Below are 18,147 nucleotides of genomic sequence, written 5' to 3'. Positions count from 1 at the left end.
ACCTCACTCTGGTGAGCAGTGTGGCCGGTGCCGTTCTCGTCGCCCTGGACGGTACGGTCCTCACGGTCGCCCAGCCCTCGCTGCAACGGTCACTTGACGCGTCGTTCGCCCAGGCGCAGTGGACCAGTACCGCGTATCTGGTGACGGTGGCGAGCCTGCTGGTGTTCGCGGGACGGCTCGGTGACCGGTACGGGCAGCGGCGCCTGTTCGCGCTCGGCATGCTCGGCTTCGGCGTCGCGTCGGCGGGTATCGGCATCGCGCCCGGCATCGGCTGGGTGATCGGACTGCGCGCCGCGCAGGGCGTGTTCGGGGCGCTGCTCCAGCCCGCGACGCTCGGCATGCTGCGGGCGGCGTACCCGCCGGACAGGCTCGCGGCGCCCCTCGCGGTGCGGACCAGCGCGATCGGGCTGGCGGCGGCCGTGGGACCACTGGCCGGCGGGGCGCTGGTCGGCTGGCTGGGCTGGCGGGCGGTGTTCTTCCTGAGCGCGCTGCCGGCGCCGGTCTTCGGCCTGGCGGCCCTGCGGGGCCTGGACCGCGCCACCCCCGACCCGCACCCGTCCGGGTCCGGGTCCGGGTCCTCCTCGCACCCGTCCGAGGCAGGCGCCTCCCCACACGTGTCCGGTGCCGACTCTTCCCCGCACCCGTCCGGGTCCGGGTCCGGCTCCTCCTCGCACCCGTCCGAGGCCGGCGCCTCCCGCCCCGCCCTCGATCTGCCCGGCGCCCTGCTGCTCGCGGTGACCTTGGCCTGCCTCGTGCACACGCTGGTCGCGCTGCCCGCCTCCGGTGCCGCCACCGCGGCCGGACTCGGTGCCGCCGCGCTCACCGGTGCCGCGTTCCTGTGGCACGAGCGGCGTACCGCGAGCCCGCTGCTGCCGCCCGGGGTGATCGGCTCGCCGGTCGTGGGGGCGGCGCTCGCCGTCCTGGTCGCCGCGTCGGCCTCGCTCTTCGGCACGGTGTTCACGCTGACGTACGTCCTGCAACGGCGGCTCGGACTCGACCCGTTCCACAGCGCGCTGCGCAGCCTGCCGTTGGCACTCCTCATGGTGCTCTCCGCTCCCCTGTGCCCCGTGCTGCTACGGCGGTTCGGGGCACGGTGGACGACGGGGGCCGCTACGGCGGTGCTCGCGCTCGGCGTGCTCACGCTGTCCCGGTCGACCACAGCACTCGCGCTGGGCTGCGGATTCGCCTTGCTGGGCGCCGGGTTCGGCACGGTGATGGTGGCGGCCACACAGGTCGTCGTACGGCGGGCCGAGGTGGCGGCGGCCGGGGTGGCGGGCGGGCTGCAGCAGACCGCACTGAACGTCGGCCCCGTCGTGGGTGTCGCCACGGCCACGGCGCTGGCGGGCGCGGGAGCGGGAGCGGGAACCACGCTGCTCGTCCTCGCCGCCGTGGCCGCGGTCGCGGTGCCGGCCGCCCGCGCGCTGCCGGGTCGCGGCGTCGCGTCGATCACACAAACCCCTGATGAGCGGGTGTCCCCCGGGGTTCCTGCGCGACGATGAGGCATCGTGCGGCCGGCCGGGCCGATCTTGGCCACGCCGAATCTCGGCCAGGCCGATCCGGCCGGGCCGGCCGCACACGTACGACCGCACGCGTACGAACGTGACCGGAGGAGAGCGATGGCACAGTTGCGACAGGAAGCCGACCCGGCCGAGGCCGGGCTGGACGGGAAGGCGCTGGGCCGCCTCGACCGGTACTTCGCCCGCCACGTGGACGAGGGGCGGCTGCCCGGCTATCTGGTGGCCGTGGCCCGCGGCGGCCGCGTCGCCCACCTCACCACGTACGGGCACCGGGACCTGGCGGCCGGCCTGCCGGTCGAGACGGACACGCTGTGGCGGATCTACTCCATGACCAAGCCCGTCACCGCGGTCGCGGTGCTGCTGCTGGTGGAGGAGGGCAGGCTGTCCCTCGACGATCCGCTCGACCGGTACCTCCCGGCTTTTGCCAACCCCCGCGTGTACGAGAGCGGTTCGGGCGCGGACGTACGCACGCGTCCGGCAGCCGGCCCGATCCTGATCCGGCATCTGCTCACCCACACCGCGGGGCTGACCTTCGCCTTCTACCATCAGCACCCCGTCGACGCCCTCTACCGCGAGGCAGGCCTCGGCTCCTCCGTGCCACCGGGCGCGGACCTCGCCGAGACGATGGACGTGTACGCGCGCCTGCCGCTCCAGTTCGAACCGGGCACGCAGTGGAACTACTCGGTCGCCTCCAACGTGCTGGGCCGCGTGATCGAGGTGGTCTCGGGGCAGCCGCTGGACGTCTTCTTCGCCGAACGGATCTTCCGCCCGCTCGGCATGACCGACACGGGCTTCCACATCACCCCCGAACAGGGCGCACGGCTGGCCGAGTTGTACGGCGAGACGGAGGACGGCGGTATCGAGCCGATCCCGGGGCTCCCGGTGCGGGGCCGGCCGCGGTTCCTGTCCGGCAGCGGGGGCCTGGTGTCCACCGCCGGCGACTACCACCGGTTCACCGACATGCTGCGCCGGGGCGGCGAGTCGGCGGGCGTCCGCCTGCTGGAGCCGGACACGCTGGCCCTGATGACCCGCAACCAGCTGCCCGACGACGCCGTCCTGCGTTCCTTCGGCGCTCCCGCGCACCAGGAACGCGGCAACGACGGCCTGGGGTTCGGCTTCAACGTCTCCGTCGTCGTCGACCCCTCCCGCACCCTGTCCCCGTCCCGCCTCGGCACGTACGGCTGGACCGGCGTGGCCACCACGGCGTTCTGGGTCGACCCGGGTCACGACCTGACGGTGCAGTTCATGACCCAGGTGCGGCCGAAGAAGCTGAAGCTCTTCCCGGAGCTGCGGCGGCTGGTGTACGAGACCCTGGCGGACTGACCGGTCCGGTCACGGCCCCCGACGGGAGCGTGCGGGCCGCCGCCCTCCCGTCAGGAGCCGTGCGCGACGGCGTCCAGGTGGGGCAGGTGGTGGTCCAGGCGCTCCCGCTTCGTGCGCAGATAGGTGATGTTGCTCTCGCACGGCTCGATCAGCAGCGGCACCTGCTCGGCGACCCGGATGCCGTGCTTCGTCAACGCCTCGCGCTTGCGGGGGTTGTTGGACATCAGCCGGACCGAGCGCACCCCGAGATCGTGCAGGATCTCGGCCGCCACACCGTAGTCGCGGGCGTCCACGGGCAGCCCGAGCGCCAGGTTCGCCTCGACCGTGTCCAGGCCTTCCGCCTGGAGGGCCATCGCGCGCAGCTTGGCCAGCAGTCCGATGCCGCGGCCCTCGTGGCCCCTCAAGTAGACGACGATGCCGCTGCCTTCGGCAACCACCGCGCGCAGCGAGGAGGCCAGCTGGTCGCCGCACTCGCAGTGCTGGGAGCCGAACGCGTCTCCGGTCAGGCATTCCGAGTGCAGCCGGGTCAGCACGTTCTCGGCGGCGATATCGCCGTACACGAGGGCGACCTGCTCGTCGCCGCGGTCGTGGTCCAGGTAGCCGATCGCCTGGAATTTCCCGTACACGGTGGGAAGCGGGGCATTCACGACGCGTTCCGCACCCGAACGCCGCGAGGACTTCTTGCCGAAGGCACCGGTGTTTTCTGTCATGATCTGATTCCTCAACAGAGACGAAAGGCCGTGAAAAGATGAGTGGTTCGGGCGCGCGAACGGCGGCGGACGGGACGTCGTACGGAGTGGCTCACGGGGTGATGCCGGCGGACACCACGAAGGACGTACGGGCGCGGGGGGCTGGCGTCTCACCTCAGGTCGCCGTCCTTCCCGTCGGCAGCTTCGAACAGCACGGCGCGTACCTTCCGCTGGCGACCGACACGCTCGTCGCCTGTGCCGTGGCGCGGGAGATCGCCGCCGCGTACCCGGTGCACCTCCTCCCGCCCGTGACCATCTCCTGCTCGCACGAGCACGCGGACTGGCCGGGGACCGTCAGCATCTCCTCCGTGACCCTCCACGCGGTGGTCCGGGACATCGCGGCGTCGCTGCGCCGCTCCGGCGTCGACGCGCTCGTCGTGGTCAACGGGCACGGTGGCAACTACGTGCTGGGCAACGTCGTACAGGAGGCCTCCGCGCGAGGGGAGCGGATGGCGCTGTTCCCGGCCGCCGAGGACTGGGAGGCGGCGCGGGAGACGGCGGGGGTGGTCACCTCGCTGCTCACCGACATGCACGCGGGGGAAATCGAGACCTCCATACTGCTGCACGCTCATCCCGAATTCGTCCGCCCTGGTTACGAGTCCGCCGATTTCACCGCGGACGACCGCCGTCATCTGCTCACCACGGGAATGTCCGCCTATACCGAATCGGGTGTCATCGGCCGCCCGTCCCTGGGTTCGGCGGAAAAGGGGAAGGAACTGCTGGCCAGTCTGACGGAGGCGTTCGGACCGTATTTCCGGCTGCTCACGTCGGAGCCGGCCGGGGACCCGGGGGCCGTGCGCGGGTAGCCGGGGGCCGTCCCCGGGGAGCCGGGGGTCGTGACCGGAGAGCCGCGCAGGCCGGCGTACCAGCGGGCGACGAGGACGGCGGCGCCGGGCAGGCTCGCCACGAAGCTGAGCACGCCGTACACGACGGCGACCGCGACCCCGTTGCTCGCCCCCAGTCCGGCGGCGCCGAACGCCCAGGCGGTGGCACCCTCACGGGGGCCGAACCCGCCGACGTTCAGCGGCAGTCCCATGGCCACCAGGGCGACGACCGCGAGCGGCAGCAGCACCGGCACCGAGGCCGTGGCCCCGGCGACCCTGGCCGCGACGACGAACATCGCGAGGTGGCCGGCGAGCACGACGGCGGAGGACAGGGCGACACCCGGCCCGCTCTCCCGGGACAGCAGGCCCCGGCGTGCCTCTCCGAGGGTGGAACTCCCCCGAGCTCCGGTCCGCACCGGGCCCGGACGAGTCCCGGCGTCCGCGCCGCGGCGGGAGGGGGCCCGGTTCATCCGGACGGCGAGGACGACGGCCAGCGCGCCGAGGGCGGCGAGGGCCACCGGCGCGGCGAAGCCGCGGACGTCTGCCCGGACCGGGGACGGCAGCGCCAGCAGCACCACCGCACCGACCACGGCCAGCGTCACCTGCCCCGCGACCCGCTCCAGCACCACCGCCTTCACACCGCGCCGCATGTCACCGGCGCTCTGCCCGTGCCGCACCGCCCGGTGCACGTCCCCGAGGACCCCGCCCGGCAGCGCCGCGTTCAGGAACAGCGCCCGGTAGTAGTCGGCCACCGCAGGACCCAGCGGCAGCCGGATCCCGAGCCCGCGGGCCACCAGCTGCCAACGCCACGCGCTGAACACCGTGGTGACCACTCCGACCCCCAGCGCCACCAGCACGGTCACCGTGTCGATGCGCCGCAGCCCGTCGAGCAGGACGCCGGTGCCCAGCCGCCACAGCAGCAGGGAGAGGATGGCCACACCGGCGACGGTGCCGAAGTGGGTCCGCAGAGCACGGGAGCCCAGGCCGCGACGCGCCGGTGACTCCGGGGCGGCGTGCCCCTCACCGGACTCACCGGACTCACCGGGCTCGCAGTCCAGGGCGTCGGGGGACGCAGGCTCGCGCGTGGGCCGTGGCAGTACGGCCGTCGCGGTGCCGGGAGCCGGTGCCACGTCGTCGGCCCGCGGGCTCACGCGTGGCCTGCGCGCGTTCGTCACGCACAGGTGGATTCCGGCCCGTGCCGTACGGAGCCCGGCTCCCACGCCCACGGACGCCCCCGTCCGCCCGCTCATGCCGCACCACCCGCCGGCCGGGTCAGTGCGAGCAGGTCGCTGTGGTGCACCACGACCCGCAGCTCACCGGACTCGCAGGCGGCCAGGCGGTCACGCAGATAACGCTCGGCGCGTTCGCCCAGTTCGGGCCGGTGTTCGACGGCCGCGCCCACCCAGCCCCGCAGCCACTGGGCGGTCAGCTCGGACTCCGCCGGGCCCAGCCGCCACGGGCTCGGATGGACCCGGACCGTCGCGCCTCGCTCGGCGAAGGCCTCACAGGCGACGGTCACGGCATCGGGGCCGAGCAGTCCGCCACGGCGCTGGTGGGCGTTGAACGCCTCGGCGATCTCGGTGTCCAGCGGGTCGGACGGGGTGAGTTCGACGCGGCCCGCGACGGACAGCGTGAGCAGCGCCGGGACCTCGGCGTCCACGCAGGCGGCGGCGAGGGTCTCGATCTCCTCGCGGGTGAGGACGTCGAGGAGCGCCGAGGCCGTCACCAGAGCGGCCCCGGCCAGCGCGTCCGGGGTGAGCCGGGCGACGTCGCCGCGCCGCGTCTCGACCGTGACCCGGCTGCCGTCGGCGGCGACACGCGGGGAGGCGACCGCCGCGAAGTGCAGCAGATACGGGTCCCGGTCGTGCAGGACCCAGTGCTGGGCGCCGTCCAGCCGGGGCGCGAGCCAGCGGCCCATCGAACCGGTGCCGCAGCCGAGGTCGTGCACCACGGTTCCGTCCGGCAGCCCGGCCGCCCGGTCCCGCAACGGCTCCAGCAGCTCGTCGGCCCGGGCGGCCGCGTCGGCGACCTCCCGCAACTGCAGCCACTCGGGCGCGTACCGCGCCGGTTCCTCGGCCTCGTCCTGCCGCAGCCGTACGGTGGCCCGCTCACCGGGGCGGCCGACCGGCCCGGCACCGGCGATGACGGGGAAGTCCCCGGCCGCGGCCCCGGATTCCCGCTGTCCGCTGTCCATCCGGCTCTCCTCGTCCGAGCCCGCCTCGCGCGCGCCACCCGGGCCCCGACGGGAGGTCTGTGCCCCGCTCGGTCCCGGCTGGGCGGGGATTCCCTCGGTCACCGTGTGCGTGTCGCTCATGCCGCCCTCCTCGGGGTGCCGGGGAGCCGGCCCAGGACCCCGGCCAGGCTGCGGGCGGTCGTCGGCCAGCCGCCGAGTGCGGCGCGGCGGCCGCGGGCGGCGGCCTTCAGCCGGCGGCGCACGTCGGCCTCGCCGAACCAGCCGCGCAGTTCGGCGGCGAGCGCGGCGGGGTCCTCCGGCGGGACGAGGATGCCGGGCACGCCGCCGTCGGGGGCGCGGCCGACCGCCTCGGGCAGACCGCCCACGTCGGTCGCCAGGACGGGGATGCCGCGGGCGAGGGCCTCGGTGACCGCCATGCCGTAGGTCTCGGCGTAGGAGGTGAGGACCATCAGGTCGGCGGCGGCGTAGCTGGCGTCGAGGGCGGCGCCGGAGCGGGGGCCGGTGAGCCGGAGCCGGTCGGCGAGGCCGTACCGCTCGATCAGGGAACGCAGGTGGGTGACGTACTCCGGGTCGTGGCCGAGGCCGCCGACCAGGTCACAGGTCCACGGCAGGTCCCGTACCGCGGCGAGGGCCTCCACCAGCCGGTGCTGGCCCTTGCGCGGGGTGACCGCGGCGACGCACAGCAGGTGGGATACGCCGTCGGTGCCGGGCGCCGGCGGCGCGATGTCGGCGCCGGGGGTGGCCAGGTGCACGCGTTCGGGGGCGAGGCCGTGGTGGGAGACGAGGCGGCGGACGGCCCAGTCGCTGGTGGCGACGACCGCGGGCACCGCCCGCAGCACGGACCGCTCGCGGGTGTCGAGGTCGGCGGCCAGGGCCGGGTCGAGGCCGGTCTCGTCGCCGAGCGGCAGGTGCACCAGCACCGCGAGCCGCAGTCGCTCGGCCTCGGGGACGACGACCTCGGGCACTCCGCAGGCGACCAGCCCGTCCAGCAGGACCACCGTGTCGTCGGGCAGTTCCCGCAGTGCGCGGGCGAGACCGTCGCGGTCGGCGGTGCCGGGGCTCGGCCAGCTGCCGGGCGCGGCGTGCCGGACGACCTGCCAGCCGAACCCGGGCAGGTCCAGACAGACCCGGCGGTCGTAGGCGTTGCCGCCGCTGGGCGCGGCCGGGTCGTCGACACCGCCCGGCATGACGAAGTGCACGGTGCGCAGGGACATGGGGATGATCCCGACGTTCTCGGAGACGGAGGCCCGCGTGGGCATGCCGGCCAGCGGGGCCCTCTCGACGGTCAGATCGCTCACAGGCCACGCTCGTAACTCGCCCACGCGACGTGCGACTCGTGGAGCGTCACCGAGATCCCCGAAAGGCCGCGAGCGCCCTCGCCCAGGGCGCCCTTGTGGACGCGCTCGGCGAGGCGGTCGGCGATGACCTTGGCCAGGAACTCGGTGGAGGTGTTGATCCCGGCGAACTCCGGCTCGTCGTCGAGGTTGCGGTAGTTCAGCTCGCCGGTGATGGCGCCCAGTTCCTTCGTGGCCAGACCGATGTCGACGACGATGTTGTCCTCGTCCAGCGCCTCGCGGCGGAACGTGGCGTCCACCAGGAAGGTGGCGCCGTGCAGGCGCTGCGCGGGCCCGAACACGTCGCCGCGGAAGCTGTGGGCGATCATGATGTGATCGCGGACGGTGATGCTGAACAACGGACGACCCTCCAGGTGCGGCGCGTCTGATGCCCCTCGGTTCATGACGGGGGTTGCCGGGTAGTACGGCTCTTCGCTTCCCCGCGTTCAGCTCTTCCTCACTCTTTTCTCAGGTCAGGCCGGGTCGCCGTACCTGATGCGGTGACACAGCGCCGGGATCTCGCCCGCGGCGAGACGTGGCATGGCCTCGGGCAGTTCCTCGAAGTCGCTCTCTCCCGTGATGAGCGCGTCCAGTGCCGGGTCGGCGAGCAGGTCCAGGGCGAGAGCCATCCGTTCGGCGTAACCGCGGCCGGCGCGGGCGGCCGGGGAGACGGTGCCGACCTGGCTGCTGCGCACGGTGAGCCGGCGCGAGTGGAAGGCCTCACCGAGCGGCAGGGTGACGCTCCGGTCGCCGTACCAGCTCAGTTCGACGACCGTGCCCTCGGGCGCGAGGAGTTCCAGGGCGCGGGTGAGGCCCTGTTCGCTGGCGCTGGCGTGGATGACGAGGTCGCAGTCGCCGAGGGCGTCGTCGGGGGCCGCGAAGTCGACGCCGAGGGCCTCGGCGGTCTTCGCCCGGGCCGGGTCGGCGTCGACCAGTTGCAACCGTATGCCGGGGAAGCGGGCGAGCAGTGCCGCCACCGAGCAGCCGACCATGCCGCCGCCGATCACCGCGATGCGGTCGCCGATTTGAGGGGACGCGTCCCACAGGGCGTTCACGGCGGTCTCGACGGTCCCGGCGAGCACGGCCCGCGCGGCCGGAACCCGCTCGGGTACGACGGTCACGGCGCTCACCGGAACGACGTAACGGCTCTGGTGCGGATACAGGCAGAAGACCGTACGGCCGATCAGCGCATCCGGCCCCTCCTCCACCACTCCGACGCTGAGGTAGCCGTACTTCACCGGCGCCGGGAAGTCGCCCTCCTGGAACGGCGCCCGCATCACGCCGTGTTGGCCGGCCGGGACGCCGCCGCGGAACACCAGCGTCTCGGTGCCGCGGCTGACTCCGGAGTACAGGGCGCGCACCAGCACCTCGCCCTCGGCCGGCTCCGCGAGGGTGACGTCGCGCAGCTCACCGTGGCCGGGTGAGCGCAGCCAGAACGCGCGCGCCGAAGGGTTCATCGGCATCCTCCTGAACGATCGGGAACTTGTTCACGTACCGAGAAGTGCACAGGCCGCGCACAGTACGCGGCGTTGATCGACTCTGTCACTCGGCCGGAGGATGTGCGGTGGCCCTGAACAACACGTATGACGCAAGGCTCCAGCAGGAGACCGCTGTGGGGGCGGGGATACAGATCCTGCTGCTGGCCCTGCTCGGCACGGCCATCGGCATGGGTCCCGCCGGCTGGCTGACCGGGCTCGCCTTCGCGTTCGCCACCTGGGCGGTCCTGGCCCGCGCCCTGCACCGCTCCGCGCTCCGCTCCTTCGGTCCCGCCAACCGGGTCACGCTCGGCCGGGCCACGCTGGTCGGTGGAGTGACGGCGCTGGTCGCGGACTCCTTCGAGAGCTCGCCCCCGGTCACCCTGCTGGTCGGCCTGACGGCCGTCGCCCTCATCCTGGACGGCGTCGACGGCAAGGTCGCCCGCCGCACCGGCACTTCCAGCCCGCTCGGTGCCCGGTTCGACATGGAGGTCGACGCGTTCCTGATCCTCGTGCTCAGCGTGTACGTCTCCATGAGGCTGGGCCCGTGGGTCCTGCTGATCGGCGCCATGCGCTACGTCTTCGTCGCGGCCGCCCGCGTCGCCCCCTGGCTGAACGCCCCCCTGCCTCCCTCCTTCGCCCGCAAGACGGTCGCCGCCCTCCAGGGCATCTGTCTCCTCGTGGCCGGCGCGGAACTGCTGCCGGAGGCGGCCGACCTCGCGGTCGTCCTTCTGTCCCTGGGCTCGCTGGTGTGGTCGTTCGGCCGGGATGTGCTGTGGCTGTGGCGCAACTCCCGGCCGGCCGTGGCGGAGGAACCGGCCGCCGAGCCACGGATGCTGGAGCTGGAGCTGGATCTCGAACTGGAGCTGGCCACGCGCTGAGCGCAGGACACCAGGGGCCGCGGGTCCCGGACCGGAAACCGGTCCGGGACCTTCTCATGTGCCGGGGCTCACGACCATGTCGCGGGTGCGCGCCGGCTCACCGCTGTGTCGCGGGTACGCCCCGACTCGCGGCCGTGTCTCGGGGGCGACCCAGCTCGTGGCCATGTCTCGGGTACGTCCCCTACTCGTGGCCGTGTCTCGGGTACGTCCCGGCTCACCACCGGGTCTCGTGTACGTCCCCACTCGCGGCCGTGTCTCGGGTGCGACCCAGCTCGCGGCCGTGTCTCGGGTACGTCCCGGCTCACCACCGGGTCTCGTGTACGTCCCCACTCGCGGCCGTGTCTCGGGGGCGACCCAGCTCGCGGCCGTGTCTCGGGTACGTCCCGACTCACCACCATGTCGCGGGCGCATCCCCACTCACGACCGTGTCGCGGCTGCGTCCCGGATCGCGGCCGTCCGCGTCCGCTACGGCCGCGCGGACCGGCTCCGTACGATCGCGAAGGCGGCCGCCGCGAGTCCCAGCGCCCCGACGACCAGCCCGGCGATGCCGATCCCGCGCGCTGTCGAGTCGCTCGCGCCGCTCGCCGCGGCGGTCTTGGGCGCGCTGTCCGAGCCGTTCTTCGACGCCGCCGGGGCGGCGTCGCCGTCGCCCGCCGTGAGCTTCAGCAGCGGTGCGGGGTTCTCCGGCTCGTCGTCGCCGGCGGCGGGCTCCTCGATCCAGCGGACGACCTTGCCGTCGGAGTAGGTCTGCAGCGTCTTGAACGTCAGCTGTCCGGTGTCCTCGGGCAGTTGTCCGAAGGCGACGTCGAAGTCCTCGTACTGCCCCGCGCCGATCTTCCCGCCGGTCCAGGTGATCTCGGACACCGCCTCGGTGATGGTGCCGTCGTCGGTCTTCACCGGCGTCTTGAGCTTGGTGGTGGTCACCTTGGCCTTCCAGCCGTCCCGCGGGTGGACCAGCACCCCGAGCACCGGGTGGTCGGTGGGCAGGAAGACCTGCACCTTGCCGGTGCTGGCGGTGTCCTCCTCGTTGGGGACCCGGAAGGTGAGGACGCCGTCGGTGGCTCCCTTGGCGTAGCTCTCCGGGTGGACGGTGACGTGCGCCGAGGCGGCACCGGCCGCGGCGAGGAGCCCGGCGGCGGTCACGGCGGTGAGGGTCGCGGCGCGGCGCAGGGTGGTGCGGGCGCGGCTGTGCGTGCGGGTGTGCTTGCGCGTGTATGTCGTGGACATGGGTGGGTGGATCTCCGTACGAGTGAAGAGTGAGGGGTGGTCAGGCCGAGTACGGGATCGGTGCCGGAGGTCCGCGGCGGCTCACCCCGTGCCGCAGCGGAAGCCGGCGGGGCAGGTCGGCATCGGCCGGGAAGCGGAGCGGGGCGGGCCGGGAGACGGGGAGCGGCACGTCCCCCCACCACGCGGCGAGTCCCGGCAGGAGCGCACCGGCCCGGCGCAGCAGCCCCCACAGCGCGGCCTCCCCGCGCCGCAGCCACCAGGAGGCTATGAGAGCGGCGAGAAGGTGGGCGACCGTGGCGTGCGCGGCGAGGGCGTGCACATGGGCGGTGCCGGCGGGCGTGACGTGCATGGCGTCCATGGCATGGCCGTGCATGACGTGGCCGTGCGTGTCAGCCATCCGCATGGTGTTCATGCGCACGGGCGCGTGAGGTGCGCCGGGCCGGGCCGCGTCGAAGGCGGCGTGCAGAGCGCCCTGGGTCGCGAGCATCACCGCGCCGATCCCGGGCAGCGACCGCTCCCGGCCGCCCAGGAGCCAGCCCAGCCCGAACACGGCCAGGAACGCGACGCCGTCGACACCCGGCCGCGGCATGACGCCCATGGCGAGCCCGTGCCCCGCGGCCGCGAGCAGCACGCACACCGCGGCGAACACCGCGGCCCGCAGGCCCCGGACTGCCGGCGATGCGCTCATGACGGCCGATCCTCCCACGCACGGTGCATACGCGTGGGGACGGTCCTCGTGTTCACCGCTCGGCGCCCGTCGCTCGCTGCCGGGACTCGCCGCCCGTCACTGGATGCCCGTCGCGTCGAGCAGCCGCACCAGGGGACGGCGGCCACAGCCCACAAGCCGGGCTCGGTATACCGCCGCCAGCAGCAGGTGAGCCACGATCTCCCCCTGGTAGCCGTCTCGCCCCTCCCCGGACCACTCGCCGGGCTTCTCGACACCGAGGCTGTTCATGACCACCCCGTGCTCGCGCCGGATCTCGGCGACGGTGTCCGCCACCGCGTCGAGGAGCGTGGCGCCGGGCCGCTCGCATTTCAGCGCGAAGCGCCCCCACGTGGCCGGCCTGCATCCCTCGGGAGGATTCTCCTGAAGGCTCGCATAGCGAGGGTCATCACAGTCGGCGGCGTCGAACGCGTCATCGACCAGCGTGAACCGGTGATGCCCTGGAGGTACGGGAGGCGGTGGGGGGTGGTACTCCCACCCGGCGTCCTCGTAGACACGCCGCTTCACCTCCTCCGGGTCGGCGTTCGTGACGGTGAAGCCGCTGCTGTCGTTGCGACCCGTGGTCGTGCCGTCGGGATTCCGGTGGAAGGACAGACCCATGAGTGCCCCCGTGGATGATCTCTGATCCGGTCGTGCGTCGTCACTGATCCGAACGAGCCGCGATCCGGTCATGTCCCCACATCGGCAATTGTCACCCGAACGCGTGACCGCACGGGTGCGAGGTGACGGCAGACCCCCGACGGCCTCGGACCGGCAGGCGTGGGCGCCCCCCGGACCGGCGGGCATGGGCGCCCCCGGACCGGCGGGCATGGGCGCCCCCGGACCGGCGGGCGTGGGCTCCCCCGCCCCCGCCCGCCGGCCGTCCGGGCCGGGCTCAGGCGGCCCGGCGTCCCTGGTTCCGGTGCCTGCGGACGATGTCCGCGTACCGGTGTCCGCTGCCCTTGATGGTGCGTGCCTGGGTGCCGTAGTCGACGTGGACGAGGCCGAAGCGCTTGGTGTAGCCGTAGGCCCACTCGAAGTTGTCGAGGAGGGACCAGGCGAAGTAGCCGGCCAGCGGGGCGCCCTTGCGGGCCGCGGAGGCGCAGGCGGCGAGGTGGCGCTCCAGGTAGTCCTGGCGCTCGGGGTCGTCGATCGTGCCGTCGGGGGTGACCAGGTCCGGGTAGGCGGAGCCGTTCTCGGTGACGTAGATCTTGCGCGCGGCGTACTCGTCGGTGAGCCGCAGCAGCAGGGCCTCGATCCCGCCGGCGTCGATCTCCCAGTCCATGCCGGTGCGCGGCACGTCCTCACGGCGTACGGAGCGGACGTGCGGGGCGGGTCCTTCGGGGTCGTCGGTGACGTACGCCGGGAAGTAGTAGTTCAGGCCCAGCCAGTCCAGCGGGGCCGCGATGGTGTCCAAGTCACCCGGTTTCTCGGGCAGTTCGACGCCGTACGTCTCCACCATGTCGGCGGGGAAGCCGCGACCGTGCACCGGGTCGAGCCACCAGCGGTTGACGTGGCCGTCGTGGCGGCGGGCGGCCGCCACGTCCTCGGGGCGGTCGGTGGCGGGGTGCACGGTGGAGAGGTTGTTGACGATGCCGATCCGGGCGCCGGGCGCCGCGACGCGGATCGCCTGGGTGGCGAGGCCGTGGCCGAGGAGCAGGTGGTAGGAGGCGCGCACGGCGGCGGTGAGGTCGGTCAGGCCGGGGGCCATCCTGCCCTCGAGGTGGCCGATCCAGGCGGAGCAGGAGGGCTCGTTGAGCGTGGCCCAGTGCTTGACGCGGTCGCCGAGGCGTTCGGCGACGACCGAGGCGTACGCGGCGAAGCGTTCCGCGGTCTCGCGTTCGGGCCAGCCGCCGCGGTCCTGGAGCACCTGGGGCAGGTCCCAGTGGTAGAGGGTGACGGAGGGGGTGATGCCCGCGTCCAGCAGGGCGTCCGTCAACCGGTCGTAGAACGCGAGGCCCTTGGCGTTGACGGGACCGTTGCCCTCGGGCATCACCCGCGGCCAGGCAACGGACAACCGGTAGGCGTTGACGCCCAGTCGGCGCATCAGGCCGATGTCCTCGGGCCAGCGGTGGTAGTGGTCGCAGGCGACGTCGCCGTGATCGTCGTTGTCGATCCTTCCGGGGGTGTGCGAGAAGGTGTCCCAGATCGACGGCGAACGGCCGTCCTCGGCCACGGCTCCCTCGATCTGGTACGCCGATGTGGCCGTGCCCCACAGGAAGTCGTGCGGGAGTGCGGCGAGGTCGATGGGTTCGGACACGGAAGTCCCTTCGGAGCGGGGGGTGTGGGTCACTTGACGGCGCCCGCCGTCAGACCGGCGACGAGATAGCGCTGGAGCAGCAGGAACCCGGCGACCACGGGCACGCTGACGACCAGTGAGGCCGCCATGATCTGGTTCCAGTAGACGTCGTTGAGGGTGGAGTAGCCCTGGAGGCCGACGGCGAGGGTGCGGGTGGTGTCGTTGGTCATGACGGAGGCGAAGAGGACCTCGCCCCAGGCGGTCATGAAGGCGTACACGGCGACCGCGACGATGCCGGGGATCGCGGCCGGAACGACGATCCTGAGCAGCGCGCCGAGCGGGCCGCAGCCGTCCACCAGCGCCGCCTCGTCGAGGTCGCGGGGCACCGAGTCGAAGTAGCCGATCAGCATCCAGATGGAGAACGGCAGCGAGAAGGTGAGGTACGTCAGGATCAGCCCGCCGCGCGAGCCGAACAGGGCGATGCCGGTGGCGTTGCCGATGTTGACGTAGAGGAGGAAGAGCGGGAGGAGGAAGAGGATGCCCGGGAACATCTGGGTCGACAGGACGGTGACCGTGAAGACGCGCTTGCCGCGGAAGTCGTAGCGGCTGACGGCGTAGGCGGCGAAGACGGCGATGACGACCGAGCAGACGGTGGCCGCGCCCGAGACGATCAGCGAGTTGGCGAAGTACTTGGCGAGCGGGACGGTCGACCAGATGTCGATGTAGGGGCGGAAGGTCAGCTCGCTGGGCAGCCAGCGGAACTTGCCCGTGACGTCGGCGAGGGGCTTGAGCGAGCTGGAGACCATCACGTACACCGGCAGCAGGACGAAGCCGGCGAGCAGGGTGAGGAAGACCCGCCGGGTCCACAGGAACGAACGGGGCGGCGCCATGGGCGAGTTGCAGGCCGGCGTGTCACGCATCCGCCGCCCTCCTTCCGCGGCGCGAGGTGAGCAGCAGGTAGACGCCCGTGACGGCCAGCAGGAAGAGCAGCAGCAGCACGGACATGGCGGAGCCGGTGCCGAAGTTCCAGGTGACGAAGGACGCTTGGTAGATGTGCACGGAGATGAGGTCGGCGGCCTCGGGTGCGGCCCTGCCGAACAGGACGAACGGCGTGTTGAAGTCGTTGAACGTCCACAGGAACAGCACCAGGATCAGCACCTGGTTGACCGGGCGCAGCGACGGCAGCGTGATGCGCCGGATCTGCTGCCACATCCCGGCGCCGTCCAGGGCGGCCGCCTCGTACAGTTCGCGCGGGATGTTCTGCAGGCCGGCCATCACGATGAGGAAGGCGAACGGCCAGCCCTTCCAGACCGACACGGTCAGCAGGGCGTAGAAGCTGTTGTCGCCGATCAGCCAGAAGGACGGCTTGCCGGTGAGGTGCAGCTGGTCGTGCAGGACGTGGTTCACCAGGCCGTTGTCGTGCTGGAACATGAACACCCAGGTGATGACGGCCGCGTAGACGGGCAGCGCGTACGGCACCAGGAACAGTGCGCGCAGCAGGCCGCGCCCGCGGAAGGTGTCCTGCATGCAGACCGCGGCGGCGGTGCCGATCAGCCAGCACAGGGCGACCGACAGGAGGGTGAAGCCGACGGTGACGAGGAACGAGTGCAGCAGCGCCTCGCCGACGGGCGCGTCGAAGTCCACCGTCATCCGGTAGTTGCCGAGGCCCGACCACGGGGCGCTGCCCCAGTCGCGGATGTAGAACTGGGTGAGTTCCTTGAAGCTCATCACGATGCCGATGACCATCGGCACGAGGTGGACGAGGAGTTCGAGGAGCAGGGCGGGCAGGAGCAGCAGGTACGGCAGCCCGACGCGTTGGATCCGCCCGGTGCGGCGCGGGCCGCGCGCCGCACCGGGGGAGGCTGTGCGCACCGGCTCGTCGAGAGCGGTGGTGGTGGTCGTCATCGCGTTCAGGCCGCCGGCATCTGCTGCTGGGCCTTCTCCAGCTTGGCCTTGACGGAGTCGGTGGTGACCGCGCGTCCGGCGGCGGCGTCGGCGAACAGGTCCTTGACGGCCGTGCCGACCGCCGTCTCGAACTGCGACTCCGAGGCGACCTGCGGCAGCGCGGCGGCACTGGTGGCGAGGGTGCTCTTCAGTACCGCGTTGGCGGGTGCGGTGAACGCCGGGTCCTCCTGGGCGGACTTGACGGGCGGGATGGAGCTGTAGGCCTTGTTGAGGATCTTCTGTTCGGCGTCGCTGGTCATGAACTTCACGAATTTCGTGGCGCCGTCGAGGTTGTGGCTGTTGCGGAAGACGGCGAGGTTGATGCCGGCGACCATCGAGTTGACCTGGGTTCCGGTGCCGGGCGTGCCGGAGCCCACGGGCACGGGCGCGATGCCGTACGCGTCCTCGCTCATCCCCTGGGACTTGAGGTTGGCGGCGGCGGACTGCCACAGCAGCATGGCCTGGTTGCCCTTGGCGAAGTCGCTGACGGACTGGTTCTGCGCGTACTCGGCGTCACCGACCGGGATGACCTTGTCCTTCGCCATCAGGCCGACGTACTGCTGGACCGCCTCGACCACCTTGGGGTTGGTGAAGTCCGGCTTGCCGTCGGCGGTGAAGAAGTCGGCGCCGTGCTGCTTGGCGAAGACGAAGACGTGGTGGATGTTCTCCGAGAGGTTCGCCCCCTCCGCGCCGAGCGGGGACTTGCCCTTCGCCTTGATCTTCTTGCCGTCGGCGACCAACTCGTCCCAGGTGGCCGGGGGTTTGGTGATGCCGGCGTCGGCGAAGATCTTCTTGTTGTAGTAGAGCGCGTACGCCATCGAGTACAGCGGCACCGCGGCCGGGTCCTTGCCCTCGACCCCGGTGGATCCGAGCGCGGAGTCGACGAACCGGTCGCGGCCGCCTATCTTCCCGAAGTTCTTGGCGTCCCAGGGCAGCAGTGCCCCGGTCGCCTGCAGGGAGGCGCTCCAGGTGTTGCCGATGTTCAGCGCGTCCGGCCCCTGTCCCGAAGTGGTCGCGGTCAGGATCCGGTTGAGCAGATCGGACCAGGGCACGACCTCCAGCTTCACCTTGATACCCGTCTGCTTCTCGAACTTGTCCAGTTCGGGCTGCAGGACCTGCTTGTCGACGGCGACGCTGGCGCCCTGGTTGGAAGCCCAGTAAGTCAGCGTCTTCGGCGAGGCGTTGGACCCCCCGCCACTGGACGAACCCCCACCGCAGGCCGTGGCCGCGAGGGCGAGAGACATGGTGACGGCACCTACGGCCGCGGCTCGGATGCTGCGCATGGCTCCTGGTGTCCCTTTCCGGGAGTCGAGAACCAGGGGGGTGGTGTCGGGTGCCGGCACTCCGTTCGGCTCCCCAATCCCCTCATGGCTTAATTTAGGACGTGAGTTAAACCCTTGGACGAAGACCCGTCAAGGGATGCGGCAGGGGCCGATCGACAGTCGCCGACCATGCTCGACTCGACCGAGGCGAAGGGTTGCGCAAGAGTGCTCTTCAGAGCACTTTCCCGCCCCACGCCGTTCACTTCGTGAACGCGGAACACCGATCCCTGAAGGCCCGCCGGTGACCGGCCCCGGCAGACCGACCCCAGCGGGCCACCCCCGGAAGAGCGCCCCCGCCTGAGGGGCCCTCACACTCGCGGGCCCGCACTCGCGATGGCCCTCTCAGGCACCCGAAGGCCGGTACTCACAAGGTCCACTTCTGATTTTCACACCGTCACCATAGAATCCGTCCGTC

16 protein-coding genes and 1 pseudogene are annotated in these 18,147 nt (G+C 72.3%); 4 read left to right on the top strand and 13 right to left on the bottom strand.

The features are described from left to right. The first annotated feature begins 11 nt into the window (after positions 1-11). The gene (locus tag OIB37_RS30210; RefSeq protein ID WP_330460778.1) at positions 12-1,499 is read left to right on the top strand and encodes an MFS transporter; all 1,488 of its coding nucleotides are present in this window, start codon (positions 12-14) and stop codon (positions 1,497-1,499) included. Positions 1,500-1,616: 117 nt separating this feature from the next. Further along, positions 1,617-2,840 (top strand): serine hydrolase domain-containing protein, encoded by a 1,224-nt coding sequence (locus OIB37_RS30205; protein WP_330460777.1) that lies wholly within the window; start codon positions 1,617-1,619, stop codon positions 2,838-2,840. Positions 2,841-2,890: 50 nt separating this feature from the next. Here OIB37_RS30205 and ribA read toward each other — a convergent pair whose 3' ends face one another. Next, complete coding sequence (gene ribA, locus OIB37_RS30200) at positions 2,891-3,550, bottom strand: GTP cyclohydrolase II (RefSeq protein WP_330460776.1); 660 nt, start codon at positions 3,548-3,550, stop codon at positions 2,891-2,893. Positions 3,551-3,588: 38 nt separating this feature from the next. On the opposite strand from ribA, the gene OIB37_RS30195 reads away from it, so the two are divergent. After that, a complete protein-coding gene (locus OIB37_RS30195; RefSeq protein WP_330460775.1) occupies positions 3,589-4,395 on the top strand; it encodes a creatininase family protein in 807 nt (268 codons plus the stop codon). Between the two features lie 95 nt (positions 4,396-4,490). On the opposite strand, the pseudogene OIB37_RS30190 reads toward OIB37_RS30195, so the two are convergent. The 5 genes and pseudogenes from OIB37_RS30190 to OIB37_RS30170 all read right to left on the bottom strand — a co-directional run. After that, positions 4,491-5,663, bottom strand: a pseudogene (locus OIB37_RS30190) (lysylphosphatidylglycerol synthase transmembrane domain-containing protein); the annotation flags it as partial. Next, entirely contained in the window at positions 5,660-6,607 is a 948-nt protein-coding gene (locus OIB37_RS30185; RefSeq protein ID WP_330462019.1) for a class I SAM-dependent methyltransferase, read from the bottom strand. The gene OIB37_RS30185 and the pseudogene OIB37_RS30190, both read right to left, overlap by 4 nt. A 116-nt stretch (positions 6,608-6,723) precedes the next feature. Further along, positions 6,724-7,905, bottom strand: a complete 1,182-nt coding sequence (locus OIB37_RS30180) for a glycosyltransferase family 4 protein (protein ID WP_330460774.1) — start codon at positions 7,903-7,905, stop codon at positions 6,724-6,726. Continuing rightward, positions 7,902-8,300 (bottom strand): 6-pyruvoyl trahydropterin synthase family protein, encoded by a 399-nt coding sequence (locus OIB37_RS30175; protein WP_330460773.1) that lies wholly within the window; start codon positions 8,298-8,300, stop codon positions 7,902-7,904. The genes OIB37_RS30180 and OIB37_RS30175 overlap by 4 nt, the downstream gene beginning before the upstream one ends. A gap of 114 nt (positions 8,301-8,414) precedes the next feature. Next, positions 8,415-9,398: a zinc-dependent alcohol dehydrogenase gene (locus OIB37_RS30170; RefSeq protein ID WP_330460772.1), complete on the bottom strand. Its 984-nt coding sequence runs from the start codon at positions 9,396-9,398 to the stop codon at positions 8,415-8,417. A gap of 107 nt (positions 9,399-9,505) precedes the next feature. Here OIB37_RS30170 and OIB37_RS30165 point away from each other — a divergent pair, with 107 nt between their 5' ends. Then, positions 9,506-10,297, top strand: coding sequence for a CDP-alcohol phosphatidyltransferase family protein (locus tag OIB37_RS30165; protein ID WP_330460771.1), 792 nt, complete (start codon positions 9,506-9,508; stop codon positions 10,295-10,297). A 465-nt stretch (positions 10,298-10,762) separates the two neighbouring features. Here OIB37_RS30165 and OIB37_RS30160 read toward each other — a convergent pair whose 3' ends face one another. The 7 genes from OIB37_RS30160 to OIB37_RS30130 form a co-directional block, all read right to left on the bottom strand. Next, entirely contained in the window at positions 10,763-11,524 is a 762-nt protein-coding gene (locus tag OIB37_RS30160) for a YcnI family protein (RefSeq protein WP_330460770.1), read from the bottom strand. A 40-nt stretch (positions 11,525-11,564) separates the two neighbouring features. Further along, on the bottom strand, positions 11,565-12,212 hold the full coding sequence (locus OIB37_RS30155) for a hypothetical protein (RefSeq protein WP_330460769.1): 648 nt from the start codon (positions 12,210-12,212) through the stop codon (positions 11,565-11,567). Between the two features lie 96 nt (positions 12,213-12,308). Continuing rightward, on the bottom strand, positions 12,309-12,848 hold the full coding sequence (locus OIB37_RS30150; protein ID WP_330460768.1) for a hypothetical protein: 540 nt from the start codon (positions 12,846-12,848) through the stop codon (positions 12,309-12,311). A 274-nt stretch (positions 12,849-13,122) separates the two neighbouring features. Continuing rightward, positions 13,123-14,487 (bottom strand): GH1 family beta-glucosidase, encoded by a 1,365-nt coding sequence (locus OIB37_RS30145; RefSeq protein WP_330460767.1) that lies wholly within the window; start codon positions 14,485-14,487, stop codon positions 13,123-13,125. A 29-nt stretch (positions 14,488-14,516) separates the two neighbouring features. Beyond that, on the bottom strand, positions 14,517-15,356 hold the full coding sequence (locus OIB37_RS30140) for a carbohydrate ABC transporter permease (RefSeq protein WP_330462018.1): 840 nt from the start codon (positions 15,354-15,356) through the stop codon (positions 14,517-14,519). A 22-nt stretch (positions 15,357-15,378) separates the two neighbouring features. Continuing rightward, entirely contained in the window at positions 15,379-16,371 is a 993-nt protein-coding gene (locus tag OIB37_RS30135; protein ID WP_330460766.1) for a carbohydrate ABC transporter permease, read from the bottom strand. A 5-nt stretch (positions 16,372-16,376) separates the two neighbouring features. Further along, the gene (locus tag OIB37_RS30130; protein ID WP_330460765.1) at positions 16,377-17,693 is read right to left on the bottom strand and encodes an ABC transporter substrate-binding protein; all 1,317 of its coding nucleotides are present in this window, start codon (positions 17,691-17,693) and stop codon (positions 16,377-16,379) included. Positions 17,694-18,147: the final 454 nt, after the last annotated feature.

The organism is Streptomyces sp. NBC_00820 (genome assembly GCF_036347055.1).
In the GTDB taxonomy this organism is placed as follows: domain Bacteria; phylum Actinomycetota; class Actinomycetes; order Streptomycetales; family Streptomycetaceae; genus Streptomyces.
Note: the sequence above shows the minus strand (reverse complement) of the source record. Positions and strands in the feature narration are given on the sequence as shown.

What these genes read in the sequence shown, in the direction of transcription:
- OIB37_RS30205 (WP_330460777.1), top strand. Translation starts at nt 1,617, where the DNA reads ATGGCACAGTTGCGACAGGAAGCCGACCCGGCCGAGGCCGGGCTGGAC.
- ribA (WP_330460776.1), bottom strand. Translation starts at nt 3,550, where the DNA reads ATGACAGAAAACACCGGTGCCTTCGGCAAGAAGTCCTCGCGGCGTTCG.
- OIB37_RS30195 (WP_330460775.1), top strand. Translation starts at nt 3,589, where the DNA reads ATGAGTGGTTCGGGCGCGCGAACGGCGGCGGACGGGACGTCGTACGGA.
- OIB37_RS30185 (WP_330462019.1), bottom strand. Translation starts at nt 6,607, where the DNA reads ATGGACAGCGGACAGCGGGAATCCGGGGCCGCGGCCGGGGACTTCCCC.
- OIB37_RS30170 (WP_330460772.1), bottom strand. Translation starts at nt 9,398, where the DNA reads ATGAACCCTTCGGCGCGCGCGTTCTGGCTGCGCTCACCCGGCCACGGT.
- OIB37_RS30160 (WP_330460770.1), bottom strand. Translation starts at nt 11,524, where the DNA reads ATGTCCACGACATACACGCGCAAGCACACCCGCACGCACAGCCGCGCC.
- OIB37_RS30155 (WP_330460769.1), bottom strand. Translation starts at nt 12,212, where the DNA reads ATGAGCGCATCGCCGGCAGTCCGGGGCCTGCGGGCCGCGGTGTTCGCC.
- OIB37_RS30150 (WP_330460768.1), bottom strand. Translation starts at nt 12,848, where the DNA reads ATGGGTCTGTCCTTCCACCGGAATCCCGACGGCACGACCACGGGTCGC.
- OIB37_RS30140 (WP_330462018.1), bottom strand. Translation starts at nt 15,356, where the DNA reads ATGGCGCCGCCCCGTTCGTTCCTGTGGACCCGGCGGGTCTTCCTCACC.
- OIB37_RS30135 (WP_330460766.1), bottom strand. Translation starts at nt 16,371, where the DNA reads ATGACGACCACCACCACCGCTCTCGACGAGCCGGTGCGCACAGCCTCC.
- OIB37_RS30130 (WP_330460765.1), bottom strand. Translation starts at nt 17,693, where the DNA reads ATGCGCAGCATCCGAGCCGCGGCCGTAGGTGCCGTCACCATGTCTCTC.